This window comes from Sediminibacterium soli, from assembly GCF_009939225.1.
GTDB classification, from domain to species: domain Bacteria; phylum Bacteroidota; class Bacteroidia; order Chitinophagales; family Chitinophagaceae; genus Sediminibacterium; species Sediminibacterium soli.
On record NZ_JAACJR010000003.1, the window covers coordinates 226438 to 248816 of the forward strand.

A 22379-nucleotide genomic window follows, 5' to 3' on the forward strand; every position below is an offset into this window, starting at 1 on the left:
TAGTCGGTTATGGCGGGTCATATTCCTTATTTTTATAAAAACATCCCGGTGGCACTTGAGAAAAGATATTCATTCAGGCAGGTAATGACGGTAACGGCGATAGCCTGCGTTTTCCTCATCATACTGCAGTTCCTGGCATTGCTGCTGGTGCCCAATGAAGCGGGGGGTATCAAAAAATACATCAGCTGGTACTCGCTGTTCTCGCATCTTGGGGTTTTCGGTTTTATGTCGGTGTTCTATTACATTACCGTCAACAGGTTCTATACGCTGGTGAGCGGCAGAAAACCGTTTACCAAATACATACCGGTAACGGTGCTGGCCCTGCTGGCCTATGCAGGATACAATATCGCCACATTCATGGTAAGCCGGAAGATGGATAAAATGCCGCAGCTGACGGTGGGTCTTATGACATTCTCGATCATCGTTACCAGCACGCTGATGACGGGTATTTCGATGCTGATCGCCTACCTTACCAGTTTGCGTGACGAAGCCAAACAGCGTAAAGTGCTGGAGAAGCAGAAAATGGAACTGGAAATGCAGAACACCCAGGCGAACTTTAATTTTCTCAAGGCCCAGATCAACCCGCATTTCCTGCACAATACACTGAATTTTTTTTATGCCAAGGCATTGCCGCTGAGCGAGGAACTTTCCGAAGGCATCCTCTGCCTGTCCGATATCATGCGTTATGCACTCAACGAGGGCGGTAAGGACGAGAAAGCGCTGCTGCGCGATGAGATAGAACACCTGGGCAATGTGATACGCATTAACCAGCTCCGTTTCAGCAATAACCTGAACGTACAGTTCCAGGTGGAAGGCGAGGTGGGCGGCGCCATGATCGTTCCTTTTGTGCTGATCACCATCGTTGAAAATGCATTCAAACACGGCGACCTCAGGAGCAGGGAACACCCGATCATCATCCGTATTAAAACAGAGGGAAAGCATTTGTATTTTTACTGCCGTAATAAAAAGAACCCGGGCTTCAAGGAGATTTCAACCGGTATCGGTTTACAGAATATACTGCGGAGACTGGATATTGTGTACGGAAAGAATTTCCTGTATAAGGTGCATGATGAAGCCGAGTTCTATACCACAGAATTAACCATTGACCCGCTATGATCCGGTGTATCATTGTCGACGATGAACAACCCGCTATCGATGTACTGGTTACCTATGTAAGCCAGTCGCCGCTGCTGCAGCTGGCCGGCACATTCACAAACCCCCTCGGAGCCCTGAAGATGGTTTCGGAAGACGATATACAGCTGGTGTTCCTGGACGTGCAGATGCCGGAGCTGTCGGGGATGGATTTTATCCACGCCATCAACGGCAAATCACAGGTGATCCTTACCACGGCGTACAGTGAGTTTGCGCTGAAAGGATACGACCTGGATGTGGTGGACTATCTCGTAAAACCCATTCGCCTCCCGCGTTTTTTGCAGGCCGTACAAAAGGCAGCAGCCCGTATCGGTGACAAAAAGGAAGCGGCGGAGGTTATCCCGGCACCGGACCATATTTTTGTTAAGACAGGCACCAGGGGTAAACTGCAGCGGATCAGTTTTGCCGAGATCGGCTATATCGAAGGCATGAAGAATTATGTGGCATTTGCCTGCGGCAAACAGAAAATACTGGTGTACGCCAGTATGAAAGAGATCGAGGAGCACCTGCCCGCCGACAGGTTTATGCGTGTGCACAAATCCTTTATCATTCCCATTAACAATATCACCGGCATCGAGGGCAATACCATTCATCTGAAGGATGTAGACACGGAAATACTGATCGGCGAAAACTATAAGGCCGAGCTGATGCGTGTGATAGGTGGTAATATAATTTAAGCAATTGCAATGGGCGTTTTGAAAAAATGCAGGCAATCATTTATTTCCTACTAATTTGGTAGACTAATAAAATTATCCTTACTTCGCACTATGAAAGGGATACGGATCATTTTGCTGGCGATGGTTTTGGTGGTGTCTGCGGGCACCTATGCGCAGGAGGCCGCCGGGTATGCCGGCAGTATTGAACAGTGGCACAGCGAAAGAGTGGAAGGCCTGAAAAAAGAGAACGGCTGGCTGAACCTGGTGGGTTTGTACTGGCTGAAACCGGGTAAGAATTATTTTGGCACGGATGCTTCCAATGATATTGTTTTTCCGAAGGGGTCCCCGATTGCCGCAAAAGCGGGGTATGTTGAATGGGAAGACCATATGGTTGTGCTGGTGCCGGCAGAGAACAGCGGTATTACCCTGAACAAACGCAGCGCGGACAGAATGGCCTCTATTGTTTACCACCCCGATTCGGCACGGGTACCGGTGGCGGCTGCGGGGTCTTTGCGTTGGAGCATCATCAAACGGGATGAGAAGTTAGGTATCCGTCTCCGCGACCTAAACGCCGCAGCGCTGGCCTCTTTTAAAGGAATAGAACGCTATCCCGCAGACACCCGGTGGAAACTGGAAGCTACGCTGCAGACCAGCGGGTTCCCCGACCGCATCAGCATCACCAATGTGCTGGGGCAAACCAACCTGCAGAAATCGGCCGGTAAACTGGCGTTCACCATCGATGGTAGAACCTACCGGCTGGATGCGCTCGACGAGGGCGACCAGTTGTTCGTGATCTTTGCCGATCAGACAAACAGCACGGAGACCTATCCCTCGGGCAGGTTCCTGTACGTTACAAAACCGGATGCATCCGGTAAGACCATCATCGATTTCAACAAAGCTTATAACCCTCCCTGCGCGTTTACCGAGTATGCAACCTGTCCTTTGCCACCCAAAGAGAACAGCTTGCCCATAAGCATCACGGCAGGTGAAAAAAAATACGATACCCATTGATGCGGAACACCGAAACGATACCGGGGTCGATCCATGCAACCGGCTCGGCGCATGTTTTCTGTTACGGCGATTTTGCGCCGCTTATCTACGGTTGTTGACCGTACTGATCATACGATAACAGGTACAAACTATAGCCGCGTGGCCGAGCGGAAAGGCAGGGGTCTGCAAAACCTTTTACGATGGTTCGAATCCATCCGTGGCGTCTTTTATATGGCAAGCAATCGACGGCCGGTATGTCTATACTGGCCTTTTTGTTTCTGCCTCGGGGACCGGCACAGTCCACAGATTTTTTTCTGCATGCGGTATTTTTTCTTCCATACATTTTAAATGTCAAAACAACAAGTAATCTTTTCAAACGGTAGGAATAATTTCGGTTTGTTTTTTTACAATTTCATAATATTCACAATCCTGTAACGATGATAGTTTTACACCCGAATTACGCAGCTTGTCATCGTTATTTGCGTTATCCATTGAGAATGAAAAACAGGATTTTCCTTCGGGATTGATCGTCCGGTAATCCCATATAAACATTCCAATAATAACATACTGTTCAATGTATCGCTTTATGCGACCGGCATTGTATTGCCACAAACCAAAGAAAAACAACTGTTATGATAAACAAGATCCGGTTTCTTTTTTTCTTCCTTGTTTCAATGTGGTACCTCCCCCAACTGCATGCGCAGACCGGCAGGAGTGTAACGGGTACGATACAGGACGAAAAAGGCGAACCCATCCGCGGCGCAAACATCATCGCCAAAAACACCAGAACCAATGCAGGCTCAGGTACGCAGACAGATACCCTGGGTAATTTCAGTTTTGTTAAACTGCCTGCAGGCGGTCCGTATACATTTACGGTCACCTCACTTGGTTTCCAGACGCAGGTACTTACCGGATACGAACTGAAAGACGGTCATACCGTTACCATCTCCCTGAAACTGAAAACCGCGGCCAATAATCTCGGCGATGTGGTGGTGGTGGGTTATGGCACACAAAAGAAACTGAACCTTACGGGCGCGGTGGCGCAGGCAGGGGGCGAGGTGCTCGAGAACCGCTCCATCTCCAATATCGCCCAGGGTCTGCAGGGTGTGATCCCCAACCTGAACCTTACCATGGGCGATGGTAAACCGATCCAGTCGCCCACCTTCAATATCCGTGGCACCACCTCCATTGGCCAGGGCGGTAATGCGCTGGTGCTGATAGACGGCGTACAGGGAGACCCGGCCTTGCTGAACCCGATGGACGTGGCTTCCGTATCGGTATTGAAAGATGCGGCTTCTGCCTCTATCTATGGTGCAAGGGCCGCCTATGGTGTGGTGTTGATCACCACCAAGAACCCCGCACGTGACCGTCTGAATATCACGTATTCTTCCAACTATTCGCTGAAAACACCCACCACGGTTCCGGATATCGTTTCAAACGGTTACCAGTACACGCTGATGTTTGATTCCGGCTGGAGGGCCTGGAACGATTATTCACAGGTTCCGCAGAACATCAACAAAACACAGCCTTACTCGGCCGCCTACCTGGCTGAGTACAAAAAAAGAGATGCCGATCCAAGCCTGCCGAAAGTGGAAGTGGGCAGCAACGGTAACTACGTGTACTACGGCAATACCGATTGGTACGACCTGCTCTACAAAAAACACACAGGCGCCATCGACCAGAACCTGGCGGTATCCGGCAGCAACGGCAAAACCAGTTTTTATATCACCGGCCGCTACTATGGTCAGGACGGTATTTTCCGTTACAATACCGACGACTATAAAATGTATAACCTTACTGCCAAAGGTTCCGCACAGGTATATCCCTGGTTAACGATCACCAACACCACGCAATACAATAACCGCTCTTACCATAACCCGCTCAACGTGGGTGAGGGTGGTGGTATCTGGCGTAACCTTGCCGACGAAGGCCACCCTTCTTCCATGCTGTTCAATCCCGATGGCAGTCTAACATTTTCTGCAGCTTATACCGTGGGTGATTTTGTATACGGAAAGAACGGCATCGATCTCAACGACCAGGTGCTGCGGAACACTTCCGGCTTTACCGCCAAAATACTGGGTAACGAACTGCGTCTGAAAGGCGATTTCACCTTCCAGAACACCACCGTTTCGAACAAACAGGTGCGTGTGCAGGTGCCTTACAGCATAGCGCCCGGTGTGGTTAACTATGTAGGCACTTCCTACAACGATCTTACCATGATCAGCAACAAAACCAATTACCTTGCGGCTAACCTGTATGCAGAGTATGAGAAAACGCTGAACCGCGATCATTATTTCAAAGTGCTGGCCGGCTATAATTATGAGCAATCTGTTTACAACGGGTTCTCTGCCACGCGCAACGGCCTGATCTATGCCAACGCCACCGATATCAACCTGGCGCTGGGACAAAGCATTACCACCAACGGCGGTTATGAGAAATGGGCGATACTGGGCGGATTTGCACGTATCAACTATTCTTTTAAAGACCGTTACCTGGTAGAGCTGAACGGACGGTACGACGGATCTTCCAAATTTCCTTCTAACCAGCGGTATGCATTCTTCCCCTCTGCCTCTGCAGGATGGCGTGTTTCGAAAGAAGCCTTCTGGAATATTTCACCAAGGGCGATATCGGACCTCAAGATCCGCGCTTCCTACGGTTCGCTGGGTAATGGTAATATCAGTTCTTATGCCTACCAGGAGCAGTTTGGCATTACACAGTCAGGACGTGTGATCGGCGGTGTATTACCGCAGTATGCCAGTGCACCGGGTGTGTTGCCGAGCGGCCTTACCTGGGAAACAGCGATCTCCAAAGACCTGGGTCTGGATGCCTCCTTCTTTAACAACAAGCTCACGTTCACCGGCGATATCTACGAGCGTCGTACAAAGAACATGTTCACGGTGGGTATGACATTGCCCGCGGTATTCGGCGCTTCGGTGCCAAAAGGCAACTATGCCGATCTGAAAACAACCGGCTGGGAACTTTCGATCAACTGGAAAGACCAGCTTAAATTGGGATCCAAACCCCTGCATTACAGTATAGGGTTCAACCTGGCCGACTACACGGCGGTTATCGAGAAATACAACAACGCAACCAATACCCTTACCGACTACTATCCCGGTATGAAACTGGGTGAGATATGGGGTTATACCAACGATGGTTACTGGACAAAAGACAATGTATCCCAGGCAAAAGCCATGCAGCCCCTGTTCAGGGCATCCAATTCGGGTACCTGGCTGCCGGGTGATATCAAATTCAAAGACATGAACGGCGACGGGGTGATCAACAACGGCGATAACACGCTGGCGAATCCCGGCGACAGGCGTGTGATCGGTAATTCGCTGCCGCGTTATACCTATGGCATTACGCTGGCGGCCGATTACAGCAATTTCTTTTTCAGTGCGTTCTTCCAGGGTGTGGGCAAACAGGACTGGTGGCCCGGTTCGGAGTCTGATGTGTTCTGGGGACAATACAACCGCCCGTACAACTACCTGATGCAGTACCAGGTAAACAGGATCTGGTCTGAGTCCAACCCGGATGCCTACTTCCCGAGGTACCGCGGTTATGTGGCACAGAACGGTTCGGGAGAACTGTTTAATGCGCAGACCAGGTACCTGCAGCAGGTGCGTTATATCCGTCTGAAAAATATACAGCTGGGTTATAACCTGCCCGCAGGTTTGCTGGCGAAAGTAAAGATCACGGGTGCCAGGATTTATGTGTCCGGCGAAAACCTCTGGTCTGCATCACCATTGTATAAACTGACAAAAGACCTCGACGTGGAGAGCATCGGTAAATCGGATGTGGTACTCACGGGCTCTTCCAACTCGGGCAACGGTAACAACTACCCGATCATGAAAAGCTTCACTGTTGGTTTATCGGTTACTTTTTAATGATAACGAATAAAATTACGATCATGCGTATAGCTTATAATAAACTGATCCTTATGTCGGGTCTTGTGTTGCTGCTCGCTTCCTGCGGAAAGAACCTGGACCAGACACCCAAAAGCACGGCCAGCAAGAGTGCTGTATTCGGAAGCGAAGACGGGTTGAAACTGTACACCACTTCCTTCTACAACATGCTGCCCGATCTGAACACCGCTTTCCGCACGGACTGCAATCTTTCAGATTTCGGTGCCACCACCACTGTTCCTGATTTTCTGCGTACGGGTGCATTCACTTCGCGCCAGAGTTCGGGATGGTCATGGGGTAATCTCAGGAATGTGAATTATTTTATCAATAACTGTAATGACCCTGCCCTGCCGCTGGCTGTCAGGGAAAACTACATCGGCATCGCCCGTTTCTTCCGCGCCTATTTCTATTTTGAAATGGTAAAGCGTTTCGGCGATGTGCCCTGGTATAACAGGCCGCTGGAGGTAACCGATTCTGCTCTGTATAAACCGCGCGACCCCCGCACCATGATCATGGATTCGGTGGTGGCCGATCTCGACTATGCAGCGTCTAAAATCATTGCCACCGATGACCAGACAAGAAGCACCATCACCAAATGGGTGGTATACGGATTCAAATCGCGTGTATGCCTGTTCGAAGGGACCTTCCGGAAATACCAGACCTCATTCGGCCTCACGGGCAGTGCTGATAAATTTCTGCAGATGGCGGCAGAAGCGGCAAAAGCGGTGATCGACAGTAAGAAATACAGCCTGAACACGGCCGGCGGCAACCTTGCCTATCGCAACCTGTTCATCAGCGCAGCGCCCGTGGCCAGCGAAGTGATGCTGGCGAACATAACCAGCAGCGCACTGGGTAAAAACAACGATGCCAACTGGTATTATACGAGTGCAACCTATGGCTCCCGTTTCAGCTTTACACGCATGTTTGTGAACACTTACCTGAATACCGACGGCACGCCGTTCACCGATAAAACGGGTTACCAAACCACGGTGTTCTCCGATGAAGTGCAGAACCGCGATCTCCGGCTGCAGCAGACCATACGCATGGGCGGCTACAAACGCGTCAGCGGCGGATCGCTGATACCCGGCCCGCCGGTGTTCTCCTATACCTATACGGGCTACCAGCCCATTAAATGGTGTCTGGATGATATGTACTACGATGCGGGCACACTGAACACCAACGCTGTTTGCCTGATGCGTTATGCAGAAGTGTTGCTGAACTATGCCGAAGCGCAGGCGGAACTGGGTGCGATCACAGCTGCCGACTGGTCGGCAACCATCGGCGCCCTGCGTGCAAGAGCGGGCATCACGGGCGGTCTGACCACCTTACCGGTTGTGGCCGATCCCTATCTCACCACAAATTATTTTCCCGACATCACCAGTGCTGCCATACTCGAGGTAAGACGGGAAAGAGGCATCGAACTTGCACTGGAAGGCTTCCGTTTTCATGACCTGGTAAGATGGAAACGCGGCGACCTGTTGCTGAAACAGTGGAATGGTTTCTATGTTCCGTCTCTGAATACACCGATGGATCTGAACAACGACGGTATCATGGATGTGGCATTCTATCGCAATACCCTGCCTTCGCCAACCGTACCGGGTGTTACGTATGTGAATGTAACCAACGATCCGCAGAAATTGTCGAACGGCACTTCGGGAGAACTGCATTGGCTGGATAATATCGGCAGGGACTGGCAGGATTACAAATACCTGTACCCGATTCCTTATGCGGATCTCCAGATCAATCCCAAACTGAAACAGAACGCGGGATGGCAATAAATTATATCACCGCGGGTTTGCAGCAGATAAAAATACCTGCAAACCTGCGGTGATAACTTTTGTGAACAGTAATTTGCTCCCCAACACCACAAAAATTCATTCATGAAAGCAAACTGGTTTCTTTTTCTGTTTTGTTTTTGCATCGGCCACCGGCTTTCGGCGCAATCCTTCAACGCAGGCACCTACAATATCCGTTACGCCAACCATGGCGATTCTGCGAAGAACAATGGCTGGGGTCAGCGTTATCCTGTTATCGTGAGCATGATCCGTTTTCATGCAATGGATATTTTCGGCACACAGGAAGGTCTGTACCAGCAGCTGGAAGACCTCAGAAACAACCTGCCCGGTTATACCTATATCGGTGTTGGCCGCGACGATGGCCGGCATGCGGGCGAGCATTCCGCGATATTCTATCGTACCGATAAGTTTGACCTGCTGGAGAGCGGTGATTTCTGGCTCTCAACCCAGACCGATCATCCCAACAAAGGATGGGATGCAGCATTGCCCAGAATCTGTTCCTGGGGAAAATTCAGGGAGAAAGGAACCCGGTTTGTGTTTTATATGTTCAACCTGCACATGGACCATGTGGGTGTGAAGGCAAGGGCCGAAAGCGCCAAACTCATCCTGCAGAAGATCAGCGGGTTCCCGAAAAACATACCGGTCATACTCACAGGCGATTTCAACGTGGATCAGCATAATGAAAGCTATGCACTGATCAACCATTCAGGCATACTGAAAGATGTGTATGACCTGGCCCCTGTGAAACTGGCCACCAATGGCACCTTCAATTCATTTGATCCCGATGCAGGAACGGAGAGCCGCATCGATCATATTTTTGTCAGCAAGGCATTTACGGCAAAAAGATACGGGATCCTTACAGATACCTATCGCGCCAGGCGTACAGACAGTCTGCCGGCCAATACACGCAATGTATTCATAGCAAGGATGCCCTCCGATCATTTTCCCGTGATGGCTGAACTGGCTCACGGCAAAAAATAGCAGGAACGGCAATACCCGCCACTATTAAGTTTACACCAATACCAAGTCTTCCGGCGGATTTGCTCAAGATCCGCCGGACAGCACAATCGGCGGCGGCGCGGAAAGATTGACCGGTTTATCTCCCCAATCCCTTATCCCTGCTGCGTTTTCCCCATTTGTCAACATAGCGTGTATAACCAAATCCTGAAGTTTGAACGGCAGCGGTTTATTTTACAGGAGATTTTGGTTGATGCCGCAGTATCGCAGCATCATGAAAAGGGAACCGGGTGCAAATCCCGGACTATCCCCGTAGCTGTAAGCTCATCAGTGCAAAAGAGTCGGTTATCGTTATTTTTTGCACTTCCCCGGATACCCCAGCCACTGTAGTGCCGACTGCACTATGGGAAGGCCCCGCGGAGAGTAAGTCAGAAGACCTGCCAGGATCCATTATGTAACACGCTTTCGGAGGAAAAGCAGGTGTACTGGCAGCACTGTCGATTTACGTCAGGCTTCAGCACCCCGGCTTCCAACAGCACAGACCAGCGTTTAATTATGCAACACACTGAAGAGATTCTCCTGAAGGAGAACAAGGACCGTTTTGTCATTCTGCCCATCAACTATCCCGTTATATGGGAACATTATAAACGCCATGAAGCCAGTTTCTGGACTGCCGAAGAGATTGACCTGGGCAGCGATATGAAAGACTGGGAGAGCCTGAACGACGGCGAGCGCCATTTTATCTCGCATGTGCTGGCTTTTTTTGCCGCGAGCGATGGCATCGTCAATGAAAACCTCGCCGTGAACTTTATGAGCGAAGTGCAGCTGCCGGAAGCCAGGTGTTTTTATGGTTTCCAGATCATGATGGAGAATATCCACAGCGAAACCTATGCGTTGCTGATAGATACCTATGTGAAGGATCCGCAGGAGAAGAACAAACTTTTTCATGCGATAGATACTGTACCTGCCGTGGCAAAAAAAGCCGAATGGGCATTGCGCTGGATACAGAACGGCACATTTGCCGAGCGGCTGGTGGCTTTTGCGGCGGTGGAAGGTATTTTTTTCAGCGGAAGTTTCTGCTCGATCTTCTGGCTGAAAAAAAGAGGGCTCATGCCCGGGCTTACATTCAGCAACGAACTGATCAGCCGCGATGAAGGTCTGCACTGCGAGTTTGCCTGCCTGCTGTACGGCATGCTGAAAAATAAATTATCGCAGGAAGAAGTGTACGCAATCATTTCCGATGCGGTTACGATCGAGAAACAATTCATCACCGAGGCCCTGCCTGTTGACCTGATAGGCATGAATGCCCGGCTGATGCAGCAGTACATAGAATTCGTTGCCGACCGCTGGCTGTCGGAACTGGGGTACGACAAGATATACAACGCAGCCAACCCGTTTGATTTTATGGAGATGATATCGCTGCAGGGCAAGACCAATTTCTTCGAGAAAAGAGTGGGTGATTATCAGAAAGCAGGCGTAATGGCGTCAAAAGACACGCAGGTATTCTCTACCGATGAAGATTTTTAAATACAACCGAATAACCATTACAGCTAACCATACAATTCTATCCCGATGTTTGTAATTAAAAGAAACGGAAAACGCGAGTCCGTTAAATTCGATAAAGTCACGGCCCGTATCGAGAAACTCTCCTACAGCCTCAGTCCGATGGTGAATGTGATCGATGTGGCAAAGAAGACGATTGAAGGCATATACGAAGGTGTTCCCACCACGGAGCTTGATAACCTGGCCGCAGAAACAGCCGCCTCGCTGACCATCACGCATCCCGATTACGCCATACTGGCTTCGCGCATTGCAGTGAGTAACCTGCATAAGAACACTGTGAAGTCTTTTTCAGAAACAATGCGGAAACTGTATAATTATGTAGATGAGGTAAGCGGTAAGAAGCTGCCGTTGATTGCAGATGATGTCATGCAGCTGATCGAGGAAAATGCCGATCTGCTGGACAGCACGATCATCTACGACCGCGATTATGCGTTTGATTATTTCGGTTTTAAAACACTGGAAAAATCCTACCTGCTCCGGATCAACGGAAAGATTGCCGAACGTCCGCAGCACATGTATATGCGGGTGGCGGTGGGTATTCACAAACAGGATATTGAATCGGCCATCAAGACCTATCACCTGATGAGTGAACGCTGGTTCACGCATGCCACGCCCACTTTGTTCAACGCAGGAACCCCCAAACCGCAGATGAGCAGCTGCTTTTTGCTGGCGATGAAGGACGACAGCATCGATGGGATCTACGATACGCTCAAACAAACCGCAAAAATATCACAGAGCGCAGGTGGTATCGGCTTATCGATACACAATATCCGCGCAACCGGCAGTTATATCGGCGGCACCAACGGAACCAGCAATGGTATCATACCCATGCTGCGCGTGTTTAACGACACCGCACGTTATGTTGACCAGGGCGGCGGAAAACGAAAAGGTGCTTTTGCCATTTACCTGGAGCCCTGGCATGCAGACGTATTCGAGTTCCTGGATCTGCGGAAAAACCATGGTAAGGAAGAGCTGCGTGCGCGCGATCTTTTTTATGCATTGTGGATCTCGGATCTTTTTATGAAGCGGGTGGAAGCCGATGCAGAATGGAGCCTGTTCTGTCCCAACGAAGCGCCCGGATTAAGTGATTGCTGGGGTGCTGCATTCGATACGCTGTACACCCGCTACGAATCGGAAGGAAGGGCGCGCAAAACGGTAAAAGCCCAGGATCTCTGGTTTAAGATCGTAGAGTCGCAGATAGAAACGGGCACACCTTACCTGTTGTACAAAGATGCCGCCAACAGCAAAAGCAACCAGCAGAACCTGGGCACCATCAAAAGCAGCAACCTTTGCACGGAGATACTGGAATATACCTCTCCTGACGAGGTGGCGGTATGCAACCTGGCATCACTGGCCTTGCCGAGATTTGTGATTGACGGCAAGTTCGATCACCAGCGATTGTATGAAGTGACCTACCAGGTAACAAAGAACCTGAACGCGGTGATCGACAACAATTATTATCCCGTGGAGGAAGCGCGTAATTCCAACCTGAAACACCGGCCCGTGGGACTGGGCGTACAAGGGCTGGCGGATGTGTTTATCATGCTGCGTCTTCCCTTTGAGAGCGATCTGGCCAAACTGCTGAACAGGAATATTTTCGAAACCATCTATTTTGCCGCCATGACTGCCAGCAAGGATCTTGCCAGGGAGCAGGGTGCCTACCAGACATTCGCCGGATCGCCGCTGTCGAAAGGTGTTTTCCAGTTCGATATGTGGGATACAACGCCATCGGACCGCTGGGACTGGGAAACACTGCGTTCGGAAGTGGTGCAGTATGGTGTACGGAATTCGCTGCTGGTGGCGCCGATGCCTACCGCATCCACCTCGCAGATATTTGGTAACAACGAGTGTTTTGAACCCTATACCTCGAACATCTATACGCGCCGCGTGCTGAGCGGGGAGTTCATTATCGTGAACAAGCACCTTTTGAAAGATCTGGTGAGTCTTGGCTTATGGACCAATGCCATGAAAAACAAGATCATCGCCGCCAATGGGTCGATACAGCAGATCGAAGAGATACCGGCCGATATAAAAGAGCTTTATAAAACCGTGTGGGAGATCAAACAGCGTAACATCATTGATATGGCTGCCGACCGCGGTGCCTATATCTGCCAGTCGCAATCGCTGAACCTCTTCGTGGACAGTCCAACCACCTCCAAACTTACTTCCATGCATTTTTATGCCTGGAGAAAGGGACTGAAAACAGGTATGTATTACCTCCGCACCCAGGCTGCCTCGCAGGCGGTGCAGTTCACGGTTGAAAAACAGGGCAGCCATGAAGCCAACCCGGTGATTCCGCAGACAGCAGCAAAACCCGGCAGCGCCCACGATATCGAACCCACGCAGACAGACGGGCCGGTATGTACCATGCAGGATGGGTGTGTAAGTTGCGGGTCGTAGTGCGGGCGATATTAGTAAATAATTGAATGGCTAAATGGTTAAACGGCTGTATTGTTGTCTTATATTATTTTGGTAATACCTTCCAGGCAACAATTTGACCATTTAGCCATTTAACAGTTCCCCCCATACCCCCTACCTTTGCGAAAATTTTGGAATCATGCAGATACAGGTATTGAAATCTAAAGTGCACCGGGCGGTTATTACCGAAGCCAACCTGAATTATGTAGGGAGTCTTACGCTCGACCAGGACCTGATCGATGCCGCTGGTATGTTTGTCAACGAGAAAATACAGGTGGTGAACGTGAACAACGGGGAAAGGATAGAGACCTACCTGATCTCGGGCGGCCGCGGAAGCGGCGTATGCTGCCTGAATGGCCCCGCGGCGCGTAAAGGCATGGAAGGCGATGTGGTGATCATCATCAGCTATGGGCTGATCGATGTCAAAGAGGCAAAGGACTGGCAGCCGGTTGTTGTTTTTCCAAAAGAGGGGAACAGGTTGTAATGAGAATTCGGTGCCGGATGGTTAAATCTGGATTCTTCAGGGCAATATGGTATTTACCAAAAAGTGGGATCGATTCCGTCACTTCAATTTTATCTCCACCATCTTTCCCTGTTCTTTCCATAATATGAACAATCTGCCACGGTAAATACGCAGTTTGCCGTGTATCACATTGGTGACAATATCGAAATCGTCATCATCAAGTGAGGCATAATGTAGAATGCCTTTGGTAGTGCTAATGTATACCGACCCATCGGAGTCCGTTGCGATGCCATCGATTTCCTGGTCTATTTTCAGTAATGTTTTTGGCGGTTGGTTAAAAGACACTGCAAGAACATTGTTATCTTCTATCATCAACACATTGTTCTCATCCAGAAGATCTATTTCCTTGATGTTTTTGGCAGAATTGTATAGCATTCTCAGTTTGATATTATCGTATACATACAGTTTTGAGCCGGCTGGTTCCGCGCCCCATATATAGTAACGGTTACTGGCGGCTACACGCAGGTCATAGAATCCGAATGGCATCTTGGCAAGCGATCCGGAAGAGTCGTTTAGATGGAGGGCGTAGTTCTTTTGCAGAAGTATACGGCTGTTTTTGGGGTCCACCTTGATCAATGCAAGCGCTGAATCTTTTTTGTCGATTACCTGGTCGGCAGAAACAATACCTGGCAGACCGGGGAGCATAAGCCACTTTTTGATGGCGGGCATAAACAGACCACCATCCGAAGGAACTACCGCAACACCAGGCTCCAGTACAAAAAAGCCGGCGGCTGGTATTTTACTTTGCGGAAGATCGTATACCCTGAATCCCTTTTTCAGGCTGATCAGTTTTGCCAGTTCATTGTTGGTTTGCGAAAATGAATTTTGGAAGGGGTATACACATAACAGAATAAGAAATCCTGACAGTGATCTTTTATTGATTTTGAAATAGCACATAGCCTTTGTTTTAAAGATTGGGAAGTGTGACCTGCGGGTTTTCTTTAATGAAATCTTTCAGCTTTTTCCCTTCATTATAAATCAGGTAGATGGCCCCGCCCACTGCGATAGCCGGTGCTGCGGTAATAGCGCCCGCTGTTACAATCGTGGTAGCTCCCCAAATGCCTGCACCGACGATACCCATGCCGATAAAATTTCCGATACCCGTTCCACCTACTTTGGTAACATAATCTGCATCAATCGGTTCTTCTCCATTACTGGCTTTTCGCAACTGATCGAGCGAGGACCTGTAAATGGTAGTTACCATGCCCGGGGGCAGCGTGGGTTTAAGCCAGGATGCCTTTTCTTTTATTGAAGAGAAAATACTGCTGATCCGGCTGGTTTTGGAAGCGCTTTCATCAGCGGTGTTATAGCCGTAATCAGGGATGTCTTCCACCCTGGTATCCTGCTTAGGTTTAAAGATGCCCAGTATTTTGGAAGCAATCTTTTTTCCATAACTGTAATTTTCGCCTCCTGAACGTTCGTAATCGTTATACGATGCACCCATATTATCCATCGAATTGTTATCCTCTTCGCTGAATTTATTTTTTAATGCGCCTAACGCATCTCCAAAAACTTCTCCTGCCGTAACTTTTGCGTTATTTAATATGTCTTTCGCCTTGTTAATAGCTCCCTGGTTGCTGGTATTCAGGGTATTTTTTTCCCGTGCGCGGTCCAGTTCATCTTCCGTCTCGCGGTTATTGGCGGCAATATCGTTCTGTAAACCGCGTAAGGCGTTATCCAGGCGCTCCTGCCTTGCTCTTTCTTCTGCAAGTATCCTTTCATTTTCCGCTTTAACGCGTTCATTTTCCGCCTGCACATACGCCTGTCGTTCCTTCTCCTGCTTGGTTCTTACAGAAGTGTTACAATTTTCCAGTATCCTTCTTAATTCTATTTCTCGATTGACGCGTACCGCGTTTTGCTCTGCAGTCCATCGTTGCATGGAACTGCCATCTTTTACCCAGTGATTTACCGGACAGATAGGCGGCGGCCCACCTGCATTGCAGGTGCCGGGATTTATTTCAACCCAGCCATTCATGTGGCTTTGCAGCTGGTTGGTCAGCAGCTTGCTGTTTTGTTGATCCTGTGCCTTATATTCAGAATATTTTTTGTCCACGGCCTGTTTGCAGCTATTGTCGGCAACGCTGTAAGGAAATTGGGGTAACCGCGCATTGAGCACTTCGGTCATAGAAGCCTGCGAAAAAACCACTTGGCAGCAGAACAGTATTGCGGAAAGAGCGATAGGTTTGCGTAAGTTTTTTTTCATAGTAACTTAATTTGCTTTGTTCAGGTAATATTTGGCGGTATTATTCAGGTCTTCTATTTTTCTTTTCAGGTTATTGTTTTCATTCTGAATTCTGTCGGCCTTTGTCTCTTTTGCGTCGGCGGCAACTTTGCCAAACAAAGAAAGCCCCGCACCCAGCAGCGTGGTTGTATTGGACTGTGCCGCATTGGCCAGTTGCGTTCCTGCAGATGAGATATTGTTCATGGTGCCTGAACCACCGATCAGCCGCTGGATCTCGCGTCCGTTGTCTTCAAACAACTTTTTCAGGTTGCTCACGGTTTCGTTGTAAATAAGCGATGCATTAGCGCAGGCGCGTTTGATAACCGGCTTTCCTTTTACTCCCGAGGCTGCATTATCGCATAGCTTACAGTAAATATTCAGTGCCGTGTTGTTGCTGATATTCTGGGTGTAGTCGCTGTAGGAAGAATAATTTCTTGCTTTGTAAATGGAGTTATATGCACGTTTGTTGCTCCTGTCATTATACATGTCGGCGATCTTACTGTATGCAATAGCCGACTCTTCTGTGCCTTCCTTCGTCAATTTGGTGGCGAGAAGATAGTACAGTTTAAAAGCATATCCATAGTCATTTCTTTTTTCAAAGAATTCCCCCAGCTCATAACAGGCGTCACCGGTGCCGCCCAGGCATTTGTTCATCAGGGCCTGGAATCGCGGTTCTTCGTCTTGTGTAAGCGGCTTGCTTTCAAAGTTGAGCCCGAGCTCCGTGCTGAAATATTTAACGTAGGCAAACGGAATCGATTTGCGTAAAGTCATCAATGCTTCGCCCGTCAATGGAGAATTTTCCATATTCAGCAATTCCAATTGTGCAAGATCGCCAAGATTTTTTGGAAACGTGGTGATATTGTTCCCATTCAGGTGGATCTGTTTCAATCTCGGCAGCTGGAATAAGCTTTCCGGTACTGTGGTGATACCGCAATTAGAAAGATATAATGTTTTCAGTCGCTTTAAATTACCGATGCCCGCGGGGATGGTTTTAACCGGTGTATTACTCAGACTGAGTAGCTCAAGTTTGCTTAGGCTGAGCACCTGGTCGGGAAAGCTGGTAGTATAGGGATTGGCATAGAGATAGAGTTCCCTGAGGTTCTCGTTGCGGACGATGCTTTTGGGAAGTCCCAGCAATGAACTGGGGAGCGACAGCACCCGAAGCTCCGTGAGCTTACCAATGGAATCCAGCTGTTCGATTTTTGTATCGTGCAGCAGTAGGGTTTGCAGGCTGTTCAACTGAAAGAACTCATCCTTTATTCTCGTGATGGGGTTGCTGTTAAGGTTCAGGTATTCAAGCTCACCGAACATAGAGCTGTCGATCTCTATATTTCTGATCAGATTATTCGCCAGGTGCAATCGTTTCAGATTATGAATCGTATACAACTCTTCCGGAATATCTTTCAGCCGGTTGTTATTAAGATTGATTCCATCGATATGGATATTGATATCCTCCTTTGCTGCCCTCAATCCATAAAAACCGGTGATCTGGTTGTTGTTTAAGTCCAGCGTCTTCAGTGCGGGAAGCGTTAGTATTTTGGAATCCACCGACTTTATCGTATTGAATGAGGCTGAGACATACGCGATTTTAGAACCGGCAACGTCCGATTTCACAGTCAGGTCTTTGATATAATTGCTGTCAATCCGCAATAGCTCCAACTTGGGAAGCGACAACACTTCTTCCGGCATCTCCTTCAGTACATTGTTACTGAGATCCAATACCGAAAGCTGGTTATAAGAGGCGAGACCATCAGGCACCTTTTTTAGAATGGGCTTATTAAGGTAAGCCGCCCGAACGGTGAGCGTATTGGCGCCGAGCGTTTTAAATACAGGTATAGCCAATAACTCCTTGAGATCCGTAGATTCTATCCTTTCTTTCGGCGTTTTTACTTCATCTGTTCTTCTTTTTCTCGATTTTTTGGCAACCACTTTTTTGGCCTCCTCTGCCTTATCTTCTGCAGTGATGACCGATTCTATTTTTGCTTCACTGTCTGTGACCACCGTTTTTCTGGGAACATTGAAATTTTCTATATAGCCATTGGCGTATACAATTTTGGCAACGTTGTTTTTGTTCATCTCCATTACCGGAACCCTGGCCTCCGGTATGACCAGCTTAACCGAGTTGTCGGTTATTTCCGATACAAAGCCGTTGTACTCAAGTCCCTCAACCGTTATCAGCAAGTCTTTTTTCTGATCAGGTGCTATTTTTACGCTTGCGCCTGAAACGGTCTGAACGGCCAACGCATTGTATTTTTCCTTAAAGCCGTTTGCATAAGCAATATTGGCAACGGAGTCCATCAGGATATTTTTCACCTGGCCAGCAGCATCGCCTGTTTTTACTGCTATAACTGAATCGCCCACTTCCACGATACTGCCGGTGATAACCTGGTAATTGACAAGCTGGATGGTATCGGCCTTTATAATATCCGCCTCATGGTATTTTTCCAGAAACCCGTTTTTGTACCGTACATACTGTATGCCTTCGGTGCCGATTTTTTGTGGTTTTTTGGTTTCCCCGCTTCCCGTCAGTATAACGATAAAGTCCTCGTCAACATCAACGGTCTCCCCGATTACGTACGAATGATTGCGCATACGAACGGTATCCTGGCCTGCGGTATATTGCACCAACAGGATCCAAAGCATTGCAGTTAACAGAAATCTCACGGTTCTATAGAACGTCTTGGTGATAAAAGGAATTCAATATACCGAATCCAGGGCATTGTAAAAATACCTGCTAGCTGGTATTTCTCCAATCAAATTATCGCTTAATTCTTTGAATATAACGCAATGCCATATTGCTTTTTGCCCTATTTTAGCCTGTTGCCAGCTCCACCGAAACTAACATTGACAAGATGCGCATGACCCCTCAATTCCTGCCGGTAGTAGCGGTACTGTTATGTATCAGCACCCGGGCGCAGGACCGGATTTACCTCGATAAAGAGCAAAAGGACGGGAAAGTCATCGAAGTAACCGATGATAAAGTGCGATATAAAAACCCGCTGAACCCCGGACCGGTATATTCCGTCAGCCGTAACAAGGTATTATTTGTATTCAGTGAAACAGGCAATTTCCTGGTACTTGACAAAGTAGAGCCGGCCGGTTCGCTCGCTTCCGCCGCTATCGGAAATTTTCTGGCTCCCCCGGCTGGCAACAGGCAGGACAGGATATTTACTTCTCAGAAAAAGGAACTTGTTTGTGATATCGTGAAGGAGGAGGACGCCTCGGTATCGGTAAACGTCAACGGCATCGATATGAAGTTGGAAAAGACCGTAATTGCCCTGATCGTTTATAAAGATGGTAAGCATAAGCTGTTTTGTGATCCTGCGGTGGCGTCCGAGATATTGCTGGAGGCCCAGACTAAAACACTGGCAACATTGTCTAGGCCTGCCGCCAATACTGAAACGCCAGTTACAAGCGTCAATCCGCCCAAAAAGGATGCGGAAGGCCCCAGTGTTCAAATGCCCGCAGTCAAAACAGAAACTTTGTTGTCCGGGGCGGCAGGCAGCAGAGAGCCAACCGCTGGTCTGATCGGCAGTTCTGAGACGAAATCCACCGAAACCAAAATAATACGGACAGCGCCATTGTATGCTGCGGTAATTATTAAGGCAAACAAACAATCGGCTATTGTCTATAATATTAACGATACATTAAGCGGTGAGGTAAAGCCGACAATGGGTAAGCGATTGTTATTGAAGCCCGGTCAATACAATTACAAGCTTGATGATAAACAGGGAAATATTACGGAAAGCACTATTTCTATCGGCGAAAACGATCTGGGCAGGGAAATAGCGATCAGTTTTCCCGAGATCAATTACGCTGCCATCAAACTGGAGGAAGCAAGAAAGAAAAAGGCTTCAGCAGACAGCCTGAGTGCTATCCGGGCTCAGGCTGCAGAAGTCATGCGAATGGCACATGAAAATAACCTGCAGGTCTTAAAAGACGGCCTCACGGGCACAGCAGATGAAATACTCATGTTACAGGCGAGCATCGAGAAGTCGATATTACAGATCAGGAACGGCGGCGAAGAGTTTGATGCCGGATTTATCGGTAAGGGGAAAGAGCTGGAAAAACTGCGCACACGCTTTGCCGATATAAGGAAGCTATACCTTGATTCTGCGTCCTTACCGGCTGACAAAGAGAAGAAAGAGACATTTCTGCGACAGCTGAAAACGAAGGAAGATAAATTCAATACAAGAAGTGACAAGTTTATCGAGAATGTGCAGGCAGGAAGGGAGGCAATGAGCCAGGATCTGATGACCGCGCTAAAAAAGGCACGGACAAACGATCTCGGTTATTTTATTCAGGCCGACAGTGTGAATGAAAAAAAGATAGAAGGCGAATACCTGGTGATGTATGCGATAAAAAAACAGTTGCATTATTCAATATTGAAGCACCTGGTTGACAAAGGGGCAGAAGTAAACTATTTCGGAAAACGTTTCGCAGATAACAGAGAGATATATGAAACACCGATGGCCGTTGCCTGTATTAATGGCGATGAGAACACGGTAAAAGTGCTCGCGGATGCCAAAGCTGCTTTTGTTCCAACACTTAGTTCGCCAAAGGAGAAAAGACATAACCTGAAGTATGTACTTACCAGGATATCCAATCCCAGAGTGAAGGAGATACTGAAGTCATCCGGTTACGATCTAAACGATGGTACAGACGATATGCTGAACGCGCTGAAATCCGTCGAAGCAGGTATGGTAAAAGTGGAAGGGGGATATTTTACCATGGGTTGCACCGAAGATCAGAAAAACGATTGCGTAGCAGCAGAAACACCCGCGATACAGGTATCGGTGAAAAATTTTTCCATCAGTAAATTTGAGGTTACGCGCAGGCAATGGATAGCCATCATGGATGGCGATAACCATGGCGAATTCAAGGATTGTATGGACTGCCCGGTTGAAGGCATTACCTATGATACGGCCATCGCTTTTCTGAGCAGACTGAATTCCATCTCTGAAAAAAAATACCGGCTGCCCACCGAAGCGGAATGGGAGTACGCAGCCCGTGGCGGTAAATCAGCTTCCAAAACATTCCGATTTGCGGGAAGTGATGATTTTAACGAAGTTTCACTAAGCAAGGATAACGGCACTGGCAAACCCAAGCCGGTTGGACAAAAGAAACCGAATGATCTCGGGTTATACGATATGAGCGGCAATGTGGCCGAATGGTGTTCAGACTGGTATATAGAGCGATATTATCTCAACAGCACGAAAAACAATCCTCTTGGCCCTGAAGAAGGCAGCCAGAAGGTATTACGCGGTGGCTCCTGGAACCTTAGCTCCTGGAGTGCACGTGTTTCAGGGAGAAGGGGAGTGGAAAAAAATATGGTGAACAGCGGCATCGGATTCCGGCTTGCATCCGATGAATAACGATGCAGTTTTTTCAGCATCTTATCCGAACTTTCGGTACAAATGCACGCATATGAAACACATCCGCTGGTACCGCTGGGTATTGATTGGCATGCTTTCTATGGCTGCCGGCCCGGCTTTCCCCCAGGCCATACAGCCTTTGCGATACATCTACCTCAGTTTTGACGACGGCCCTCTGGAGGGAAGCGAGAACATAGACAGCGTGGTACTTGCCGAGAAACTGAACATCAGTGTTTTTCTTGTTGGCGAACATGCCGTCAGAAGCAGGCAACTGGGACTGTACTATAAAATGTACGAGCAGAACCCCTTTGTGGAATCATATAACCACAGCTTTACACACGCACACGACAGGTACAGGGCTTTTTACAGCAATCCCCGGCAGGTGGTAGCCGATATAGAGATGAACGAACAGGTGCTGAAACTCAGGTACCGCATTGTTCGCCTGCCCGGACGCAATATGTGGCGCGTAGGCAATCGCAAACGGGATGATCTTGCCAGCGGATCAGTGGCCGCGGATATGCTGGCGCAAAAAGGATTCCGGTTATATGGCTGGGATATTGAATGGGCTCATCATCCCAAAGACGGGTCGCCGGTTCAGTCGGCAGACGAAATGGCCAGGGAAATCGAAACCAGACTGGAACAGGGAAAGACATTCACAAGGGATCATATCGTTGTGCTTATCCACGACGAAATGTTCCGGAAAAAATGGGAACAAAGCGCGCTGAAGCAACTTATTGATAAACTCCGGTCAAAACCCAATTACCGTTTTGCCCATATCCGTAATTACCCCTGATGCCTTGCGGATAGCTTGCAAGGTTTGCAA

At 48.6% G+C, this 22379-nt stretch carries 14 protein-coding genes, 1 tRNA gene and 1 riboswitch; of the genes, 12 read left to right on the top strand and 3 right to left on the bottom strand.

The window, feature by feature from the left end; all coding sequences use genetic code 11:
* Positions 1-48: 48 nt before the first annotated feature.
* The 10 genes from GWC94_RS16965 to panD all read left to right on the top strand — a co-directional run bounded on the left by GWC94_RS16965 (position 49) and on the right by panD (position 13921).
* Positions 49-1116: a sensor histidine kinase gene (locus GWC94_RS16965; RefSeq protein WP_161833158.1), complete on the top strand. Its 1068-nt coding sequence runs from the start codon at positions 49-51 to the stop codon at positions 1114-1116.
* Positions 1113-1829 carry a LytR/AlgR family response regulator transcription factor gene (locus GWC94_RS01105; protein WP_161833159.1) on the top strand — a complete coding sequence of 239 codons (717 nt, stop codon included), beginning with the start codon at positions 1113-1115 and terminating at the stop codon, positions 1827-1829. The genes GWC94_RS16965 and GWC94_RS01105 overlap by 4 nt, the downstream gene beginning before the upstream one ends.
* 90 nt (positions 1830-1919) lie before the next feature.
* Positions 1920-2819: a DUF1684 domain-containing protein gene (locus tag GWC94_RS01110; protein WP_161833160.1), complete on the top strand. Its 900-nt coding sequence runs from the start codon at positions 1920-1922 to the stop codon at positions 2817-2819.
* Between the two features lie 132 nt (positions 2820-2951).
* Positions 2952-3022, top strand: a tRNA-Cys gene (locus tag GWC94_RS01115).
* 408 nt (positions 3023-3430) lie between these two features.
* Positions 3431-6685, top strand: a complete 3255-nt coding sequence (locus tag GWC94_RS01120) for a SusC/RagA family TonB-linked outer membrane protein (RefSeq protein ID WP_161833161.1) — start codon at positions 3431-3433, stop codon at positions 6683-6685.
* Positions 6686-6708: 23 nt separating this feature from the next.
* On the top strand, positions 6709-8481 hold the full coding sequence (locus GWC94_RS01125) for a RagB/SusD family nutrient uptake outer membrane protein (protein WP_161833162.1): 1773 nt from the start codon (positions 6709-6711) through the stop codon (positions 8479-8481).
* A gap of 102 nt (positions 8482-8583) precedes the next feature.
* On the top strand, positions 8584-9480 hold the full coding sequence (locus GWC94_RS01130) for an endonuclease/exonuclease/phosphatase family protein (protein ID WP_161833163.1): 897 nt from the start codon (positions 8584-8586) through the stop codon (positions 9478-9480).
* Between the two features lie 206 nt (positions 9481-9686).
* Positions 9687-9915: riboswitch (cobalamin riboswitch) on the top strand.
* A 96-nt stretch (positions 9916-10011) separates the two neighbouring features.
* A complete protein-coding gene (locus GWC94_RS01135) occupies positions 10012-10983 on the top strand; it encodes a ribonucleoside-diphosphate reductase small subunit (protein WP_161833164.1) in 972 nt (323 codons plus the stop codon).
* 45 nt (positions 10984-11028) lie between these two features.
* Positions 11029-13419, top strand: a complete 2391-nt coding sequence (locus GWC94_RS01140) for a ribonucleoside-diphosphate reductase subunit alpha (protein WP_161833165.1) — start codon at positions 11029-11031, stop codon at positions 13417-13419.
* A 157-nt stretch (positions 13420-13576) separates the two neighbouring features.
* On the top strand, positions 13577-13921 hold the full coding sequence (gene panD, locus GWC94_RS01145; protein WP_161833166.1) for an aspartate 1-decarboxylase: 345 nt from the start codon (positions 13577-13579) through the stop codon (positions 13919-13921).
* Positions 13922-13999: 78 nt separating this feature from the next.
* On the opposite strand, the gene GWC94_RS01150 is transcribed toward panD, so the two are convergent.
* The 3 genes from GWC94_RS01150 to GWC94_RS01160 are packed head-to-tail and all read right to left on the bottom strand — an operon-like array spanning position 14000 to position 18824.
* Positions 14000-14857 (bottom strand): hypothetical protein, encoded by an 858-nt coding sequence (locus GWC94_RS01150; protein WP_161833167.1) that lies wholly within the window; start codon positions 14855-14857, stop codon positions 14000-14002.
* A gap of 10 nt (positions 14858-14867) precedes the next feature.
* The gene (locus GWC94_RS01155; RefSeq protein WP_161833168.1) at positions 14868-16163 is read right to left on the bottom strand and encodes a hypothetical protein; all 1296 of its coding nucleotides are present in this window, start codon (positions 16161-16163) and stop codon (positions 14868-14870) included.
* A gap of 6 nt (positions 16164-16169) precedes the next feature.
* The gene (locus GWC94_RS01160) at positions 16170-18824 is read right to left on the bottom strand and encodes a leucine-rich repeat domain-containing protein (RefSeq protein WP_161833169.1); all 2655 of its coding nucleotides are present in this window, start codon (positions 18822-18824) and stop codon (positions 16170-16172) included.
* Between the two features lie 209 nt (positions 18825-19033).
* On the opposite strand from GWC94_RS01160, the gene GWC94_RS01165 reads away from it, so the two are divergent.
* Positions 19034-21556, top strand: a complete 2523-nt coding sequence (locus GWC94_RS01165) for an SUMF1/EgtB/PvdO family nonheme iron enzyme (RefSeq protein WP_161833170.1) — start codon at positions 19034-19036, stop codon at positions 21554-21556.
* A 52-nt stretch (positions 21557-21608) separates the two neighbouring features.
* The gene (locus GWC94_RS01170) at positions 21609-22349 is read left to right on the top strand and encodes a polysaccharide deacetylase family protein (protein WP_161833171.1); all 741 of its coding nucleotides are present in this window, start codon (positions 21609-21611) and stop codon (positions 22347-22349) included.
* The last annotated feature ends 30 nt before the right edge of the window (positions 22350-22379 follow it).

Bases quoted from the DNA above. Each gene is read 5' to 3' on its own strand.
- GWC94_RS01105 (WP_161833159.1), top strand. From the start codon at position 1,113: ATGATCCGGTGTATCATTGTCGACGATGAACAACCCGCTATCGATGTA.
- GWC94_RS01110 (WP_161833160.1), top strand. From the start codon at position 1,920: ATGAAAGGGATACGGATCATTTTGCTGGCGATGGTTTTGGTGGTGTCT.
- GWC94_RS01120 (WP_161833161.1), top strand. From the start codon at position 3,431: ATGATAAACAAGATCCGGTTTCTTTTTTTCTTCCTTGTTTCAATGTGG.
- GWC94_RS01125 (WP_161833162.1), top strand. From the start codon at position 6,709: ATGCGTATAGCTTATAATAAACTGATCCTTATGTCGGGTCTTGTGTTG.
- GWC94_RS01130 (WP_161833163.1), top strand. From the start codon at position 8,584: ATGAAAGCAAACTGGTTTCTTTTTCTGTTTTGTTTTTGCATCGGCCAC.
- GWC94_RS01135 (WP_161833164.1), top strand. From the start codon at position 10,012: ATGCAACACACTGAAGAGATTCTCCTGAAGGAGAACAAGGACCGTTTT.
- GWC94_RS01140 (WP_161833165.1), top strand. From the start codon at position 11,029: ATGTTTGTAATTAAAAGAAACGGAAAACGCGAGTCCGTTAAATTCGAT.
- panD (WP_161833166.1), top strand. From the start codon at position 13,577: ATGCAGATACAGGTATTGAAATCTAAAGTGCACCGGGCGGTTATTACC.
- GWC94_RS01150 (WP_161833167.1), bottom strand. From the start codon at position 14,857: ATGTGCTATTTCAAAATCAATAAAAGATCACTGTCAGGATTTCTTATT.
- GWC94_RS01155 (WP_161833168.1), bottom strand. From the start codon at position 16,163: ATGAAAAAAAACTTACGCAAACCTATCGCTCTTTCCGCAATACTGTTC.
- GWC94_RS01160 (WP_161833169.1), bottom strand. From the start codon at position 18,824: ATGCTTTGGATCCTGTTGGTGCAATATACCGCAGGCCAGGATACCGTT.
- GWC94_RS01165 (WP_161833170.1), top strand. From the start codon at position 19,034: ATGCGCATGACCCCTCAATTCCTGCCGGTAGTAGCGGTACTGTTATGT.
- GWC94_RS01170 (WP_161833171.1), top strand. From the start codon at position 21,609: ATGAAACACATCCGCTGGTACCGCTGGGTATTGATTGGCATGCTTTCT.